The organism is Streptomyces sp. NPDC050164 (assembly GCF_044459945.1).
Lineage (GTDB): Bacteria > Actinomycetota > Actinomycetes > Streptomycetales > Streptomycetaceae > Streptomyces > Streptomyces coeruleorubidus_A.
Genome location: NZ_JBITJK010000006.1, coordinates 139,946 through 155,048, shown reverse-complemented (window position 1 = coordinate 155,048; position 15,103 = coordinate 139,946). Strand labels below are relative to the sequence as shown.

15 protein-coding genes are annotated in these 15,103 nt (G+C 71.1%); 2 read left to right on the top strand and 13 right to left on the bottom strand.

The genetic code is table 11. The features are described 5' to 3' along the window. Positions 1-23: 23 nt before the first annotated feature. From ACIBNA_RS12420 to ACIBNA_RS12400, 5 genes are all read right to left on the bottom strand, one after another. Positions 24-1,070 (bottom strand): 1-aminocyclopropane-1-carboxylate deaminase, encoded by a 1,047-nt coding sequence (locus ACIBNA_RS12420; protein WP_399165161.1) that lies wholly within the window; start codon positions 1,068-1,070, stop codon positions 24-26. A 32-nt stretch (positions 1,071-1,102) separates the two neighbouring features. Beyond that, complete coding sequence (locus ACIBNA_RS12415; RefSeq protein WP_399165160.1) at positions 1,103-1,744, bottom strand: GntR family transcriptional regulator; 642 nt, start codon at positions 1,742-1,744, stop codon at positions 1,103-1,105. Between the two features lie 93 nt (positions 1,745-1,837). After that, positions 1,838-3,421, bottom strand: a complete 1,584-nt coding sequence (locus ACIBNA_RS12410; protein WP_399165159.1) for a TROVE domain-containing protein — start codon at positions 3,419-3,421, stop codon at positions 1,838-1,840. 351 nt (positions 3,422-3,772) lie between these two features. Next, a complete protein-coding gene (locus ACIBNA_RS12405; protein WP_399165158.1) occupies positions 3,773-5,206 on the bottom strand; it encodes an alkaline phosphatase PhoX in 1,434 nt (477 codons plus the stop codon). 180 nt (positions 5,207-5,386) lie between these two features. Next, positions 5,387-6,805: a hypothetical protein gene (locus ACIBNA_RS12400; RefSeq protein WP_399165157.1), complete on the bottom strand. Its 1,419-nt coding sequence runs from the start codon at positions 6,803-6,805 to the stop codon at positions 5,387-5,389. 305 nt (positions 6,806-7,110) lie between these two features. Between ACIBNA_RS12400 and ACIBNA_RS12395 the strand changes: the two genes are divergently transcribed. Beyond that, entirely contained in the window at positions 7,111-8,940 is a 1,830-nt protein-coding gene (locus tag ACIBNA_RS12395; RefSeq protein ID WP_399165156.1) for an endonuclease/exonuclease/phosphatase family protein, read from the top strand. A 58-nt stretch (positions 8,941-8,998) separates the two neighbouring features. Here ACIBNA_RS12395 and ACIBNA_RS12390 read toward each other — a convergent pair whose 3' ends face one another. The 5 genes from ACIBNA_RS12390 to ACIBNA_RS12370 form a co-directional block, all read right to left on the bottom strand. After that, positions 8,999-9,685, bottom strand: coding sequence for an antibiotic biosynthesis monooxygenase (locus ACIBNA_RS12390; protein WP_399165155.1), 687 nt, complete (start codon positions 9,683-9,685; stop codon positions 8,999-9,001). A 263-nt stretch (positions 9,686-9,948) separates the two neighbouring features. Next, positions 9,949-10,344, bottom strand: a complete 396-nt coding sequence (locus ACIBNA_RS12385; RefSeq protein WP_399165154.1) for a DUF3618 domain-containing protein — start codon at positions 10,342-10,344, stop codon at positions 9,949-9,951. Beyond that, the gene (locus ACIBNA_RS12380; protein ID WP_274815441.1) at positions 10,341-10,760 is read right to left on the bottom strand and encodes a phage holin family protein; all 420 of its coding nucleotides are present in this window, start codon (positions 10,758-10,760) and stop codon (positions 10,341-10,343) included. The genes ACIBNA_RS12385 and ACIBNA_RS12380 overlap by 4 nt, the downstream gene beginning before the upstream one ends. A gap of 164 nt (positions 10,761-10,924) precedes the next feature. Continuing rightward, positions 10,925-11,608, bottom strand: coding sequence for a hypothetical protein (locus ACIBNA_RS12375; protein WP_399165153.1), 684 nt, complete (start codon positions 11,606-11,608; stop codon positions 10,925-10,927). Next, positions 11,605-11,763 (bottom strand): hypothetical protein, encoded by a 159-nt coding sequence (locus ACIBNA_RS12370; RefSeq protein ID WP_399165152.1) that lies wholly within the window; start codon positions 11,761-11,763, stop codon positions 11,605-11,607. The genes ACIBNA_RS12375 and ACIBNA_RS12370 overlap by 4 nt, the downstream gene beginning before the upstream one ends. A gap of 165 nt (positions 11,764-11,928) precedes the next feature. Here ACIBNA_RS12370 and dapA point away from each other — a divergent pair, with 165 nt between their 5' ends. Next, the gene (gene dapA / locus ACIBNA_RS12365) at positions 11,929-12,813 is read left to right on the top strand and encodes a 4-hydroxy-tetrahydrodipicolinate synthase (RefSeq protein ID WP_399165151.1); all 885 of its coding nucleotides are present in this window, start codon (positions 11,929-11,931) and stop codon (positions 12,811-12,813) included. 48 nt (positions 12,814-12,861) lie between these two features. On the opposite strand, the gene ACIBNA_RS12360 is transcribed toward dapA, so the two are convergent. The 3 genes from ACIBNA_RS12360 to ACIBNA_RS12350 all read right to left on the bottom strand — a co-directional run bounded on the left by ACIBNA_RS12360 (position 12,862) and on the right by ACIBNA_RS12350 (position 15,022). Next, on the bottom strand, positions 12,862-14,073 hold the full coding sequence (locus ACIBNA_RS12360; protein WP_399165150.1) for a WD40 repeat domain-containing protein: 1,212 nt from the start codon (positions 14,071-14,073) through the stop codon (positions 12,862-12,864). Then, entirely contained in the window at positions 14,070-14,627 is a 558-nt protein-coding gene (locus tag ACIBNA_RS12355; RefSeq protein ID WP_399165149.1) for a SigE family RNA polymerase sigma factor, read from the bottom strand. The genes ACIBNA_RS12360 and ACIBNA_RS12355 overlap by 4 nt, the downstream gene beginning before the upstream one ends. 164 nt (positions 14,628-14,791) lie before the next feature. Next, complete coding sequence (locus ACIBNA_RS12350) at positions 14,792-15,022, bottom strand: hypothetical protein (protein ID WP_399165148.1); 231 nt, start codon at positions 15,020-15,022, stop codon at positions 14,792-14,794. Positions 15,023-15,103: the final 81 nt, after the last annotated feature.

Here is a 15,103-nt window from a genome sequence, read left to right as displayed (position 1 = left end):
GCCGGACGCGGCCAGAGGCCTTGTCAGAACAGCGCGCTGTACGCGTTCAGCGCCGGCTGTCCGCCCAGGTGGGCGTAGAGGACCGTGGAGTCGCGGCCGATCTCGCCCCGCGCGACCAGGTCGATCAGACCGGCCATGGACTTCCCCTCGTACACGGGGTCGGTGACCATCCCCTCCGTCCGGGCCGCGAGCCGCATCGCCGCCAGGGTGGTCTCGTCGGGCATGCCGTACGTGCCCGCGTGGTACCGCTCGTCGAGTTCGACGTCGGACTCGGTCAACTCGCGCTTGAGGCCGATGAGCTGCCCGGTGTTGTGCGCGATCCGGGCGATCTGGCCACGGGTCGCGACGGGTTTCGCCGAGGCGTCGATGCCGAGCACGCGCCGGGGCCGCCCGCCCGCCTCCTCCAGCGCGGCGAACCCGGCGACCATGCCGGCCTGGGTGGAGCCGGTCACCGAGCACACGACCACGGTGTCGAAGAAGACGCCCAGCTCACGCTCCTGCTCGGCGACCTCGTACGCCCATCCGGCGAAACCGAGGCCGCCGAGCGGATGGTCGGAGGCCCCGGCCGGAATGGCGTACGGCTTGCCGCCCGCCGCCTCGACCTCCCTGAGCGCCTGCTCCCAGCTCTCCTTGAACCCGATCCCGAACCCGGCCTTCACCAGCCGTACGTCGGCCCCGGCGAGGCGGCTGAGCAGGATGTTGCCGACCTTGTCGTACACGGCGTCCGGCCAGTCCACCCAACTCTCCTGTACGAGCACGCACTTGAGCCCGGCCCGGGCGGCGACCGCCGCGACCTGGCGGGTGTGGTTGGACTGCACCCCACCGATCGACACGAGCGTGTCGCAGCCCTTCGCGAGCGCGTCGGCGACCAGGTACTCCAGCTTGCGGGTCTTGTTCCCGCCGTAGGCGACACCGGAGTTGCAGTCCTCGCGCTTGGCCCAGAGGGCGGCGCCGCCGAGGTGCGCGGTCAGCCGCTCCAGGGGGTGGACGGGCGAGGGCCCGAAGAGCAGGGGGTAGCGCTCGTACGAGGAAAGGGACGGGGAAGGAGACGGGGACGGGGAAAGGGACATGGGTCCTCCCGGGGTCGGGATGGGGATCGGTCTCAGTCGGCGAGCTCTTCGAGCCCCCGCCAGATCTCCGCCGTGACGCGGACCGCCTCGGCCGCGTCACCGGCCGCGCAGGCCTCGATCAGCCTCTCGTGCAGCCCGGCCGAACGGCAGCTGCCGCCCTCGCCGAAGCGTCGTCGCTCCAGGCGGCGGATGAGCGGGGTGTAGCGGGCGACGGTCGCGGCGGCCGCGCGGTTGCCGCTCACCCGGACGAGGACCTCGTGCAGCGCGTCGTCGGCACGCAGCGCCCCGTCCACGTCTGCGGTGCCGACGGCGGCGGCGAACCGCTGGTTGGCGGCGCGCATCGCCTCGATGTCCGCGGCACTCAGCCGGGGCACGGCGACCCGCGTCACGAGCTCGTGCATGGCGCCGACCACGGCGGCGGCGTCCCGGACGTCGGAGGCCACGAGCGGGGTCACCCGGGTGTAGCTCTGCGGCTTGCTCTCCAGCAGCCCCTCGTCCACGAGCCGGGAGAACGCCTCCCGCACCGGCGCCCGGGACAACCCCAGCCGCTCCGCGAGCTCGGCGTCCCGCACCACCGCCCCGGGTTCGATCTCCCCGGCCACGATGGCGTCCCGGATCGCCGCGTACGCACGGTCCCTGAGCAGGGTCCGGGGCACGGGCCGGATGGCTTCCATGAACTGAAATGTTAGATGTCAGTACCAGGCGCGGACAAGGGTCAGCGACAAGCTCGTGGCCCGCACTCCCCTCGCGGTGCGGGCCACGGTCTCTCAGGCCACCCAGGGCCAGTCGGCGTCCCGGGACGCCTCGATCAGCGGAACCATCCGGAAAGCCGCGTCCGACAGGCCACCGAAGGTGTGCCGATTCCCGGTGCCCGACGGGCCGTGGCCCGCCCGGTATCCGGCGAGGTTCCAGGTGTAGACCGGCACGCCGGCCGGGACCTGCTCGGTCGGGTCGCCCCGGTGGTGGTGCGTGTACTGCTCGTCGGTGACGATCAGCACCCGGTCGTGCTTCCGGTAGTGCCGGCGCACCGCCTCGGTGGTGTCGGTGCCGCCCAGGTCGCCGAAGCGGTCCAGGATCTTCAGCACCGACTCGCCCTTGCGGAACTTCACCCGGTCGCTCGTCGAGCCGAACTCGACCAGGTCCGCGCGCTCCGCCCGCAGCGCGAGCGCCGTGCCGAAGATCGCGGCGGCGTCGGCCCGGTTGAGCTCGGAGCGGTCGGACAGCCGCGACCAGAACATCGAGCCCGAGCGGTCCACGAGCACCAGCGTCCGGCCGGGCAGCGCGGGCACGTTGGCCAGCGAGTGGCCGAGCGCCCGCTCCAGCGCGTACGACCAGCGCAACGACGGCGCGTGCTGGTACGCGGCGAGGTACCGGAAGGGGAACTGCCGCGAGCGCGCGACCTCCGCCGGGTCGCTGATCCGCGCGGCGACCCGCTCGGCCACCTCGTCGGACACCCCGGCCTCGTCGAAGTTCCGCAGGTTGCGCACGAGCGCCATGGTGCCCATGGACGGGATCACGGCCTCCCAGGCCGCCTTGTCCATCGGCCCCTGGAGCCAGCCCGCCAGCGTCTCCCACGTCATCCCGGCCGCGGCCAGCCGCTCGGCACCGCCCTCGGCGGTCACGACCGCGCGCCGCTTGGCCACCGGCAGCGCCATCAGCTCGCGGTGCGCGGTGAGGACACGGTCCGACGCGGGCGGCACCGCGGTGTCGGGGTGGTGCCGCCGGTCGAGGGTGTACCGGAACAGCTCGCCCTGCCAGGGCTTGTCCGGGTCCGGCGCGGCGTGCACGAGGTTGAGGATGTCGCCGAAGCGGTAGCCCTTGGAGGCGGTGTCGTACTTCAGCAGCGCCTTGCCGTGGTAGAGACGGCGCACGGCGTCGGCGATGCCGCGCTTGACCGGCTTGGGCACGTTGCGGCCGTAGGTCGCGGTCCAGTAGGCGAGCAGTTCGCCGGGCTCGTCGGGCCGCTGGAGCACGGAGTCCACGACCTGCCGGTTGGACGGGCCGTCGGTCGCGCCCGCGTCCAGGCGGACCTTGACGTACTCGGCGGCGCCGACGATCGAGGCCGTGCGCAGGTTGCCCTCGCCGCGCAGCCAGCCGAGCAGGCCGGCCGTCCAGACCGGGTCGGTGACGGCGAGTTCGCGCACGAGCTTCGCGAAGCGGTCGTCGCGGTCGGCGCCGGCCTCGTAGAAGGTCTGCTGCGACACGAAGTTCGACACCGCGAGCAGAAAGAGCTCCGAGCGGGCGTCGTGCTCACGGCCACGGCCGCCCTCGTAGGTGCGCAGCACACGCCCGGTGGAGGTCACACGGGAGACGGGACGCGCCCGCGCCGCCTTGCTGTTGAATCGCGCCATGATGAATTCCCCCGAATTCTTTACAGGTTTTCGAGGGAAGCGCGCATGAGAAAGGTGGGCGCCCGAGAACAGAAGTCGGCGACGGACTTATCCGGATGCTCTGCCGATTGAGCTACAGCGACCCGAAGTCGCTGACGGGACTCGAACCCGCAACATTCCGATCAAATGAAGTAACCGTTGCCTGCGCACCGGGCACCCACCCCATGCTGCGCCTCCCGAGATCAAGTCGGCGGCGGCGTCGGATTCTTTGGAAGAGAAGTAGCCGCTGCCATCGCACCGGGAGGTGCGTGACGTTGTGATCTCACTGTAGGAGGCGCAGTACGGGACCTGCGAGCGAATTAATTACCGCTTCTACCGCTTCCAGGGGCCGGTGATGGCGAGCAGGATGCCCGGGTCCTGGATGTTGGCGTAAAGGGTCTTGCCGTCGGGCGAGAAGGTGACACCGGCGAACTCGCTGTACTCCGGCTCCTCTTCGGTGCCGACGTTCAGGTCGTTGCGGGCGATCGGGTACGTGCGGCCGCTCTCGGTGGCGCCGAAGAGATGCGAGACGCCCTCGCCGTCCTCGGCCAGGACGATGCCGCCGTACGGGGAGACGGTGATGTTGTCGGGGCCGTCGAACGCGCCGTCCTTGGACGGGTCGGGGTTCACACCGAGCAGGACCTTCAACGTCAGCGTCCGGCGCTTGGGGTCGTAGAACCAGACCTGGCCGTCGTGCTGGACGGGGCTCTCCTCGCGGGCGTACGAGGAGACGATGTAGGCGCCGCCGTCGCCCCACCACATGCCCTCCAGCTTGCGGGCGCGGGTGACCTCCCCGTCATCGAACTGCTTGCGCACGGGCGTGGTACGGGCGTCGCGGTCGGGTACGTCCACCCAGTCGACGCCGTAGACGGTGCCGGTCTTCGTGGCCCGGGACAGGTCGTCGACGAACCGGCCGCCGGAGTCGTAGCACTTGGGTGCCTGCAGCACGCCGGCGTCGTCGGCGAGCTCTCGGAACTTGCCGGGCCCGTACGCGAAGCCCTTGGGCGGGGTCCAGCGGTAGAAGAGGCCGTTGGGCTCGTCGTCGTCCTCGGTGAGGTAGGCGTGGCCGCGCTTGGGGTCGATGACGACGGCCTCGTGGTCGTAACGGCCGAAGAACTTCAGCGGCTTGGGGCTCCGGTTGGCGCGCCGGTCGCTCGGGTCGACCTCGAACACATAACCGTGGTCCTTGGTCATGCCGTTGACGCCGGCCCTGTCGGAGTTCTCCTCGCAGGTGAGCCAGGTGCCCCACGGCGTGCTGCCGCCGGCGCAGTTGGTGGAGGTGCCCGCGATGCCGACCCACTCCGCGACCCGTCCGTCGGGGCGTATCTCGACGACCGTGCAGCCACCGGCCGCGGCCGGGTCGTAGACGAGGCCCTCGGTGAGCGGCACCGGGTACTTCCAGTTGGCGCGCGGGCCCTTCAGCTCGTGGTTGTTGACGAGCAGGGTGGTGCCGCGGGGACCGTCGAAGGTGGCGGTGCCGTCGTGGTTGGACGGCGTGAACTCACCGGACTCCAGCTTCGTCTTGCCGCTGTAGGTGATGATCCGGTACGTGAACCCGGCGGGCAGGGCGAGGATCCCCTTGGGGTCGGGGACGAGGGGCCCGTAGCCGACTGGGTGCCGGGCGTCTGCCGCGCCCTCCGCATTGTCGGTGTCGTAGGACGCGAGGGCGTTCGGCGCGGTGGCGAGGGCGCCGACGCTGCCCGCCAGCGCGACACCGGCACCGGTGATCGCGGAGGTTCTGGCGAAGTCCCTGCGGGTGAGCGACATGGGTGTCTCCTGTGACGGTGGGTATGCCGTGGAGGGTGGCGGACCTCGTTCACAGACACAGTCCCGCTCACGCATGAACGCCGGTTGAACTGCGCCCCAAGGGGCGCGGGACTGTCTCCCTATGCGGCTCCGCCACGTGGGCGCGACCAGCCACAGCAAACCCGCACCCGCGAGACGGGATCAACCACCCTGCTGCGACCGCGCCTTAAAGGCCGCCTTCCGCGCTTCCTTCGCAACCTTCTTGTCCGGATGCAACCGCCCCATCGCCTCCAGCACATCGGCCGTAGCGGGGTGATCAACCCGCCACACAGCCTCGAAAAAACCACCGTTCTGCCGGGCAAGCCCCTCAACCAGCGCCCGCAACTCCTCGGAATTGCCCTCCGCGGCCAGCTGCGCGGCCACCGTGTCGATGGTCAGCCAGTACACCATCGCTTCCGACGGCACAGGCACATCCGCCGCACCATGCTCGGTGAGCCAAACCCGGGCGAGACCGCCCAACTCGGCATCGTCGAGGACTTCCCGCAGCGCCGGCTCGGCCGCGGCACCCACCAGGGACAGCGCCTGCTGACACCGCAACCGCCGTAGCGGCGCCCCGGCATCCGCACCCCGCGCCGCCGCCAGCAACTCCCGTGCCGCGTCGAGCGATTCCCGACGCTCCAGCCACTGCTCGGTCTCGGCCTGCGCCGCACCCGGCGGGAACGCGGCCGTGCCGTCGAGCAGCGCGTCGGCCCCCTTGTCCGCGAGGTCCCCGACGGCCGGCGCCTCGAACCCGGCCTCCAGCAGCCGGGCACGCAGGCCGTAGAGCCCGAGCGGGGTGAGCCGGACCATGCCGTACCGGGAGACGTCGGTGTCGTCGACGGGCGCCGCGGGCTCCTCGTCGGCCTCGGCCATGAGCGCCTCGTCCACGGGCTGGTACGCCACGAGCCCCACCGGCTCCAGCATCCGGAACTGGTCGTCCAGCCGCATCATCGCGTCGGACACCTGCTCCAGGACGTCGTTGGTCGGCTCGCCCATGTCGCTGGGCACGATCACCGAGGCGGCCAGTGCGGGCAGCGGCACCGGAGCAGCGGCGGGCGTGTCCTCGCCGGCGGTCAGCAGGTAGAGGTTGCCGAGCACGCCGTCGAGGAACTCGGCCTCGGCCTCCGGGTCCCAGTCGAGGCCGGAGAGGTCGACCTCGCCGTCCTCGGCCACGAGCCCGTCCAGGTCGGGCACGCTCGCGTCGGCGAGCACCGTCTCCAGGGCCGCGAGCCACACCGCGAGCACGTCCTGCGGCGAACCGCCGGTGAGCAGCGCCAGGTCGTCGCCCGCCGTGACGGTGCCCTCCTCCTCGTCGACGATCTCGACGAGCCCGGTGTCCACGGCCACCCGCCATGCCTCACTGGCGTCGGCGGCGGCGTCGTCCCCGCTCAGTCCGAGCACCTCGGCGGCCGCGGGCAACTGCTCGTCGACGAGCCCGCCCCCGGCGTCGACCCGGATCTGCGGCCCGGCCCAGCGGGCCAGCCGGGCGGCCCGGGACAGCAACGGCGTGGACAGCGCGTCGCGCGCCAGCTCCGCTTCGGGGTGCAGCCGCACCGGCGGCAGGGGGGAGCTGTCTGACATCGGCTGTTTCTCCTAGCGGCGCCTCATACGACTCAGCCGCTCAGCCTAGACGGATTTACACCCATGCCGCCTACTTCATGTACCCGTCAGCGACTGTACATGGCCGAAACCTTGACAAGTGACCTGAGCAGGCTGGAGATTGACGCGCGTAGAAGTCGGGGGACACTTGTTCACCGGGCCGGCCCCACCAGGCCCCCGTCCGCCGTCGGCTACGCGCGTCACACCGCCCGCCCCACAGGTAGCGGCAGACAGTCCACGCACCACCCTCGTCCCGGCGCCCTGTCACGTCCCCGGAGGGATTCCCGTTGCCGAGCAAGTCGTCCGCGCGCCTCGCCGCGCTCACCGTCGCCGCCGTGTGCTCCGCGGCATCCACGATCGTCCTCACCACCCCGGCCCACGCGGACTCGGTCCGCATCCACGACATCCAGGGCAGTACCCGGATATCCCCGTACGCCGGCAAGCAGGTCACGGACGTGACCGGAATCGTCACCGGCATCCGGACCTACGGCTCGTCCCGCGGCTTCTGGATCCAGGACCCGAACCCGGACGCCGACCCCGCGACGAGCGAGGGCGTCTTCGTCTTCACCAGCTCGACGCCGAAGGGAGTCGCGGTCGGTGACTCCGTCAAGGTCAGCGGCACGGTCTCGGAGTACGTCCCCGGCGGCACCACTTCCGGCAACCAGTCCCTGACGGAGATCACCAAGCCGACGACCACGGTCGTCTCCAGCGGCAACCGGCTCCCCGCCGCCACGACGATCGACGCGCGGTCGGTCCCCGCCGCCTACGCGCCGGCCGGCGACACCACGGCGAACGGCTCGATCAACGCCCTCCCCCTCAAGCCCTCGACGTACGCCCTGGACCACTACGAGGCGCGGGAGGGCATGACCGTCCGCGTCACCGACACCCGTGTCGTGGGCGCCACCGACCCGTACACCGAACTCTGGGTGACGGTGAAGCCGCACGAGAACCGCAACCGCCACGGCGGCACGGTCTACGGCTCCTACGACGCCCAGAACACCGGCCGCCTCCAGATCCAGTCCCTCGGCTCGACAGCCGACTTCCCGAAGGCGAACGTCGGTGACACCCTCGCCGGCACGACGGCGGGCCCGCTGGACTACAACCAGTTCGGCGGCTACACCCTGGTCGCGAGTGAACTCGGCACGCTTAAGTCGGCGGGCCTGAAGCGCGAGACGACGCGCAGGCAGCGCTCCTCGGAACTCGCGGTCGCCACCTACAACGTCGAGAACCTCGACCCGACGGACGGTACCTTCGCCGCCCACGCCTTGGCGATCGTGAACAACCTGAAGTCGCCGGACATCGTGTCCCTGGAGGAGATCCAGGACAACAACGGCGCGAAGAACGACGGTACGGTCGCCGCCGACCAGACCATGACGAAGCTGATCGACGCGATCGTCGCGGCCGGCGGGCCGAAGTACGACTGGCGCTCCATCGACCCGGCCGACAGCGCCGACGGCGGTGAGCCCGGCGGCAACATCCGCCAGGCGTTCCTGTTCAACCCGGAGCGGGTCTCCTTCCAGGACCGCGCGGGCGGTGACGCCACGACGGCGACCGGCGTGACGAAGATCCGCGGCAAGGCGCACCTGACGCTCAGCCCCGGCCGCATCGCCCCCGCCGACGAGGCCTGGAAGAACAGCCGCAAGCCGCTGGCCGGCGAGTTCGTCTTCCGCGGCCGCACGGTCTTCGTGATCGCCAACCACTTCAACTCCAAGGGCGGCGACCAGGGCCTGACCTCCCAGTACCAGCCGCCGGCCCGCAGCTCCGAGACCCAGCGCCACCAGCAGGCCACCCTGGTGAACGCCTTCGTCAAGGACATCCTCGACACCCAGAAGAACGCGGACGTCATCGCCCTGGGCGACATCAACGACTTCGAGTTCTCCCGCACCACCAGCGTCCTCGAAGGCCGGGGCGAACTCTGGTCGGCGATCAAATCGCTCCCCCGCAGCGAGCGTTACTCGTACGTCTACCAGGGCAACAGCCAGGTCCTCGACCAGATCCTGATCAGCCCGTCGATCCGCCGCGACTGCGACTTCGAGTACGACAGCGTGCACGTCAACGCGGAGTTCAACGACCAGATCAGCGACCACGACCCGCAGGTCCTGCGCTTCCGCCCCTAACCCCCCGGGCCAAGGGCCGGCTGAACCAAGGCGTCCAGCCGGCCCCGCGGCACCGCACTCACCCGGGCACGAGCCCCAGGGCATGCCGGTACCGGCTCCCGCTCACCCCCGCCACCCCCGGGTACGTCCGCACCCGCTCCCACGTGTCGGTCGCGGGCGCCGCCAAGGCCTCGTCATAGGCCTGGTCGCTCTCCCACTCGGCGTAGTTCAGCACGTGCCCGCCATCGGTACTCAGATGGAAATGGGCGGAGATCAGCCCGGCGTGCCCTTCCGGATCGTCGCCCAGGGCTTTGAGCACGAGATCGACCCACTCCTCCCGCCGCTCCCCGGACCCTTCCTCGAAGTCGATCCGCACGGTGACGATCAGCCCCGGCACCCGCACGTCCCCGACGGCCCGTTCCCGGCTGCGGTACAGCCGGTACCGCCCGATTCCCAACCGCTCGATTCCCGGCACGGCGGTGTCGATCTCGTCGACCCACTCCTGCCGCTGAGCTTTGACGGAGGCCTCGTACGCCTGCTCGTCGCTCCACTGCGAGTAGTGCATCAGCGTGGAGCCGTCGTGCCCGGCGTACACGTGGTACCGCAGCAGATCACCGGTGGGCCACGGCCGCCGCTCCCACGCCCGCCCGATCGCCTCCACGGTCTGCCGTTGCCGCTCGGGTGTGCCGACCTGCCAGGTACTGAAGAAGAGAGCGCCTATCCGGGGGTCGGTGAGGTCGGGGTGCTGTTCGATTCGACGGCTCATTGAACACTCCAGTCGTATGCGCCGCTTGCCTGCGCACCCCACCTTTCAACCTCGACCAAGCTTGAGGTCAAGCGAGGGGTGCCGCGCGGCTCGACGGTTCCAGGTGCTCAACGTCGATGCTGGGGCCGGGTGGGTCCGGAGCCCGGCGTGGCGGGGTGCCGCTGCGCCCACCCGTGCCGCCCTTAGCGGCACGACTGCCCGCAGCTGAGCGGCCCCGACCCACCATCACCGCGTAGGCGCAACCGTCCCGCACCCCACACCGCTCAGCGATGCCAGCGATGCCCGCGAGACCAGTGATGCACGTGCTGCCGCCGCCGCAACACCCCGACAGCCACCACCGCAGCCCCCGCAGCAGCGCCGGCAACCAGCACCGGCCCCGGATGCCGCATCCCGGCCCGAACGGCACCGCGCACCGGCCGAGGCCCCGCATGCGTCGCCTTGTCGTGCACCGTATGCCCGGCCTGCGCGGCGCTGCTCCGCAACTGCACGGTCATCGCCCCGGCCTTGTCCCGCAGATCGGCCGCCCGCGTCCGCGCACGCCCCTTCACATCCGCTTTCCCGGCCAACTCCTCAACCGTGTTCCCGAGGGCACTACGAGTCCGCTCGATCTGCTGGCGCAGCTCATCGGGCCCCTTGGCCCCACCCTTCGCGTCCGTCATCGATGCGCCCTTTCCTTGATCTCTTCCACGTCCGCCCTGACACTGCCGAGCGCCTCCGCAGGCGTGGGAGGCGTGGCCCGGCGCAACTGCCCCCGGCCGGCAGCGGCCAGCACGGCCGCGATCACGAACAGCACCCCCGTCACGATGAGCGCAGCGGCCCAGACGGGCAGCACCAGCGAGAGGGCGGCGACCCCCGTTCCGGCCAGCGCGAGCAGCCCGGCGTAGGCGACGGCACCCGCCGCACCGAGCAGCCCACCGCCACGCCCCGCACGCCGCCCCTTCTCGGCCAGCTCTTCCTTCGCAAGAGCCACTTCCTGCCGCACGAGCCGGGAGGCCTGCTCCGCGGCCTGTGAGACGAGCTCACCCACGGAGTGGTGCTCGTCGTGCACGGCCCGATGATCGATGGTCCCGGTCACGGTGTTCCGCCTCCTCTCGAAGTAGGAACCCCCGAGTACCCGGCCCACCCCCGGCTACCCCACCCCCGAATCCCGGCCCGGCCACCACCCGCACAGTCCGGCCATCCCCCGCACAGTCCGGCCTCGCCAACCGCTCCTTGCCAACCCCTCCACCCCGGCCCCGGCTATCCCGCCGCCCCACCCCCACCACGCTCACCGAGCCGCGCCAGCTGAGCCTGAAACCAGTCGAGCCGCGCCTGCAACAACGCGGCCTCCGCGACAAGTTCGGGCACACCCAGCCCTTCGGCCCCCTCCAGCCCCGCCGGCGCCGTACCACCCCCGGCGACGACCCGCAACCCGTCCCCCGCCAGCCGCGCGAACCCGGCAAGGGACAAGGACGGCCGCCCCCGCAGACACCCCCCACAACAGGGCACCAAGGCCCGCCACCCCGGCCGCCCCCAGCCTGCCTCGGCCAGCGCAGCGGCCCCGGCACCGCACGCACACGCCCCCACGGTCATGACCCGCACCCGCTGCCGGGCATACCGGAACCCACACTCGAAGCGGATGTAGGCCCCGAGAACGGAGACCTCCAACAGCACGGCAGCCCGGTGCTCGGCCGTGCACAGCAACGCCTCCGCCGCCTTGCGGTCATGCACGCAGTGGAACCCGCAGTCGCAGCGCCGATGCGGCGCCCGGTGCCGCAGCCCGTAGACGCACGACGCCTGCGCCACCACCCCATACGGCAGCGCGCCGCCCAGCGACACACCGGTGAACCCGGCCCGGGTGCCGTCCTGGGACAGCACCGGGTAGGCGATCTTGTATCCGGTCGGCGGCTCCGTCGGACGCTCCGTCGGAAGCCGCAGCCTCATCGGGCGACCGGCACCTCGTCCAGCGCGGACTCCTCGGCTTCCCGGAGTCCCTCGACTTCCTGGAGTCCCTGGAGCTCAGGGAGTTCGATCTCCTCGCCCAGGACCTGCGGCTGCTCCTCCGCGACCCCGGTGGCCAGTGCCTTGCCCAGCTTCATGACGCCTCCATGAAATGCCGTCGCCGACCGTCCTGGCCATGGTGACCCATGAGGCCCTGGTTTGGACATAGGGCACTCCCTCGGCACAACCCGAAAGCATCCCTTACGAGTACCAGGTAGAAGAATTAACTAGAGCTACACAATCGTGCTACCGACACTAGTCATATGACGACCCCCTTCGGCCGCGCCCTGTGCGCCATGATCACCCCGTTCACGACGTCCGGAACACTGGACCTCGACGGCGCCCAACGCCTCGCCGCCCGCCTGGTCGCGCAGGGCTGCGACGGCCTCGTCCTGTCCGGCACGACGGGCGAGTCACCGACCACCACGGACGCCGAGAAGTCGACCCTGATCGCAGCCGTCCGCGAGGCCGTGGCCGACCGGGCGTCGATCGTCGCGGGCATCGGCACGCCCGACACCCGCCACACGCTCGACCTCGCCCGGGAGGCCGAAAAGGCAGGCGCGGACGGCCTGTTAGTGGTGGCCCCGTACTACAGCAGACCCCCGCAGGACGCGATCGAGGCCTACTTCCGCGAGATCGCCGACGCCAGTGAGCTCCCGCTCATGCTCTACGACATCCCGATCCGCACCGGCATCCGAGTCGAACCGGAGACGATCCTCCGCCTGTCCGCACACCCCAGGATCGTCGCGGTCAAGGACTGCTCCTACGACTTCCTGGCCGCCCAGAAGGTGCTGGCCCGCACGGACCTGGCGTACTACGCGGGCTGCGACGAGCACAACCTCGCCCTGTACGCGGTGGGCGGGGCCGGTTACGTCAGCACGGTGTCGAACGTGATCCCGAACCGGCTGCGAGCCGTGCTGGACGCGTTCGACGCGGGCGACACGACTCAGGCGGCCCGCCTCCAGCAGCAGGCCACCCCTCTCATCGAGGCGATCATGTCGGCAGGCCTCCCGGGCACGGTGACGACGAAGGCGCTCCTCACCGCCCTGGACCTCCCCGCGGGCCCGGTCCGCGCCCCTCTGCGGCCTGCCGACGCCAAGACGACCGACGGACTGCTGTCGCTCTACAAGACCCTGACCACCACCTGAACAGGCCCGGCTCAAGGCCTGCCCACCGACCCCCTCACCGCTGCGCGATCACCGCTGCGCGAACACCGGCTCCCACCGCCCCTTCGTGTCATCCGGCGACCGGAAGCCGCTGAGCGGTACGACCTTGTCACTGCCCATCGTCACCAGAGCCAGCCGCTGGTGGAACTCGTTGCCGTCGGGCCCGATGTCCCAGGCGACGAGCGAGTCACCGTCCGCCCAGGCGAGCAGCTGCTGCCCGCGCACCTCGGTACGCGCCTTCCCCGTGCGCGAGTCGAGGATCCAGGAGGACGTCTTCCACTTCTTGCCCGCGAACTGACCGGCGACGAGCGCCCCGTCCGGCGACACCCCGGCCTCGACGCCCCAGTCCCGGTGCCGCTCCCTGGCGGGCGGGGCGACCTCCTTGCCGGCGACGTCGTAGAACCTCTTGCCCGGTTCGGAGGGCAGGCCGGACCAGACGAGGCGGCCGTCACCGCTGAAGCCGAAGTCCTGGCGGGAGTTGAGGAAGGTCCCCGGGTCGTCCGGGCCCGAGCCGACCTTGACCTCGGCCCAGGAACTCCTCCCGGACGCCACGTCGATGACATGGAACCCGGTCCGGTACGACTTCATGAACAGGGCGTCCCAGTCGTCCGACCCCTCGATCTTGACCCGTTGGTCGGGGCTCTGGCTGTAGGTCGTGGCCACGAGCTTCGTGCCGTCGGGCGAGAACTCCACGCCCGCCACCGGGCGATCGACCGGGATCCACCGCTTGACCTCGCCGCTCGCGAGGTCGAGCAGCCCGATGCGCCGGACAGGCAGGTCCCGTTCCAGGACGGCTGCGGTCACCAGCCCGGGGGCGACGGCGACGTACGACCACCGGTCGGCCTTCTCGTACTTCTTCGTCTTGGGATTCAGCAGCCAGTACGTGCGCTCGGATACGGCACGGTCGGCGGACCGCTCGACGTTCCTGGAGGTGTAGTACGCGGCCAGGGCGACCCGGTCGGCCGCGATCACATCACGCGGCGGCGACTGATCCGGACGGGCGGTGACGCTGGTCTGCTCCACACCGCCCGAGGGACGTACGTCCTGCTTGCCGGAGTCCAGCATCGGCACGGCCACGGCGACGGCGACCACGGCGACGGCCGCCGCGGCGGCGGAGGCGAGCCGGCGGCTGCGGCGGCGCCGGCGGACCGCCAGGACGCGGTCGGCGAAGCCGGGTGCCGCGGGCGGCTGCCCCTCGGCCTGGTCGCGCAGCGCGTCGCGCACGAGTTCGTCGACGTTCACTGACGCACCTCCACGGGCGAGTAGTCAAGGGACGGCCGCTGTTCGTCGGCGGCCGGGCCCAGGGCGGTCAGCTCGGGCGCGAGGGCGCGCAGCCGGGCCAGGGAGCGATGGGTGGCGGACCGTACGGTGCCGACGGAGCAGCCCAGGATGCGGGCCACCTCGGCCTCGGGCAGATCCTCGAAGTAGCGCAGCACCAGTACCGTGCGCTGCCGCGCGGTCAGCCGGGCCAGCGCGCCCCGCATCACCAGACGCAGCTCGGCCGCGCCGGAGGCGTCCGGGGCGGTGCCGGTCTCCGGCAGTTCGGCGACGCTCAGTTCACGCCTCGGCCACTTCAGCCGCCAGCGGCTGACCTGCTGGCGATAGAGGATCTGCCGGACGTACGCCTCGGGTTCGTCGATCCGGTGCCAGCGGCCCGCCGCCTTGATCAGCGCGTTCTGGAGCAGGTCCTCGCCCGCGTGCCGGTCGCCGCCGCTCAGCAGGACCGCGGTCTTCAGCAGCGCGGACGACCTGTTCGCCACGAATTCCCGGAAGCTCTCCTGCGCTTCGGCATCCATCGTCACCTTCGCTTTCCCCCCGGAACGGACCCGCTGCCCGCCCCCGTACCCCTTGTGACGCGCGCGGGAGCCTCCCGCTATGCCACCTGTCGGACACGAAAAACGGGCCGGGGCCCGTACCGCGAGTGTGTGCGGTACGGGCCCCGGCCCGTCGATGTGCGGGCTCAGTTCCAGGCGTACCCGTCGCCGAACAGCAGGGTGTGCTCCAGCACGTCCTCCGCCGGGTCGTCGACCTGGCCGACGTTGACGTTGAGCAGCCCCACCCGGTGGCCGTTGTGCGAGCCCGTGTTGGTCTCGTCGGCGTGCGCGGCCCCCACCGGAAGCCAGCACACCACCAGCGCCGTGACCGCCCCGGCCAGACAGCGCGCCACGGCCCGCCCCCGCTCGTTCCTCATGCCTCGGTCCTCGTTTCGTCGGTTCGGTGATGATTCGGACACGGCGTCCGCCCGTTCATCGGACTCTGCGCCCACCCGTTC

What these genes read in the sequence shown, in the direction of transcription:
- ACIBNA_RS12420 (WP_399165161.1), bottom strand. Translation starts at nt 1,070, where the DNA reads ATGTCCCTTTCCCCGTCCCCGTCTCCTTCCCCGTCCCTTTCCTCGTAC.
- ACIBNA_RS12415 (WP_399165160.1), bottom strand. Translation starts at nt 1,744, where the DNA reads ATGGAAGCCATCCGGCCCGTGCCCCGGACCCTGCTCAGGGACCGTGCG.
- ACIBNA_RS12410 (WP_399165159.1), bottom strand. Translation starts at nt 3,421, where the DNA reads ATGGCGCGATTCAACAGCAAGGCGGCGCGGGCGCGTCCCGTCTCCCGT.
- ACIBNA_RS12405 (WP_399165158.1), bottom strand. Translation starts at nt 5,206, where the DNA reads ATGTCGCTCACCCGCAGGGACTTCGCCAGAACCTCCGCGATCACCGGT.
- ACIBNA_RS12400 (WP_399165157.1), bottom strand. Translation starts at nt 6,805, where the DNA reads ATGTCAGACAGCTCCCCCCTGCCGCCGGTGCGGCTGCACCCCGAAGCG.
- ACIBNA_RS12390 (WP_399165155.1), bottom strand. Translation starts at nt 9,685, where the DNA reads ATGAGCCGTCGAATCGAACAGCACCCCGACCTCACCGACCCCCGGATA.
- ACIBNA_RS12385 (WP_399165154.1), bottom strand. Translation starts at nt 10,344, where the DNA reads ATGACGGACGCGAAGGGTGGGGCCAAGGGGCCCGATGAGCTGCGCCAG.
- ACIBNA_RS12375 (WP_399165153.1), bottom strand. Translation starts at nt 11,608, where the DNA reads ATGAGGCTGCGGCTTCCGACGGAGCGTCCGACGGAGCCGCCGACCGGA.
- ACIBNA_RS12370 (WP_399165152.1), bottom strand. Translation starts at nt 11,763, where the DNA reads ATGAAGCTGGGCAAGGCACTGGCCACCGGGGTCGCGGAGGAGCAGCCG.
- dapA (WP_399165151.1), top strand. Translation starts at nt 11,929, where the DNA reads ATGACGACCCCCTTCGGCCGCGCCCTGTGCGCCATGATCACCCCGTTC.
- ACIBNA_RS12355 (WP_399165149.1), bottom strand. Translation starts at nt 14,627, where the DNA reads ATGGATGCCGAAGCGCAGGAGAGCTTCCGGGAATTCGTGGCGAACAGG.
- ACIBNA_RS12350 (WP_399165148.1), bottom strand. Translation starts at nt 15,022, where the DNA reads ATGAGGAACGAGCGGGGGCGGGCCGTGGCGCGCTGTCTGGCCGGGGCG.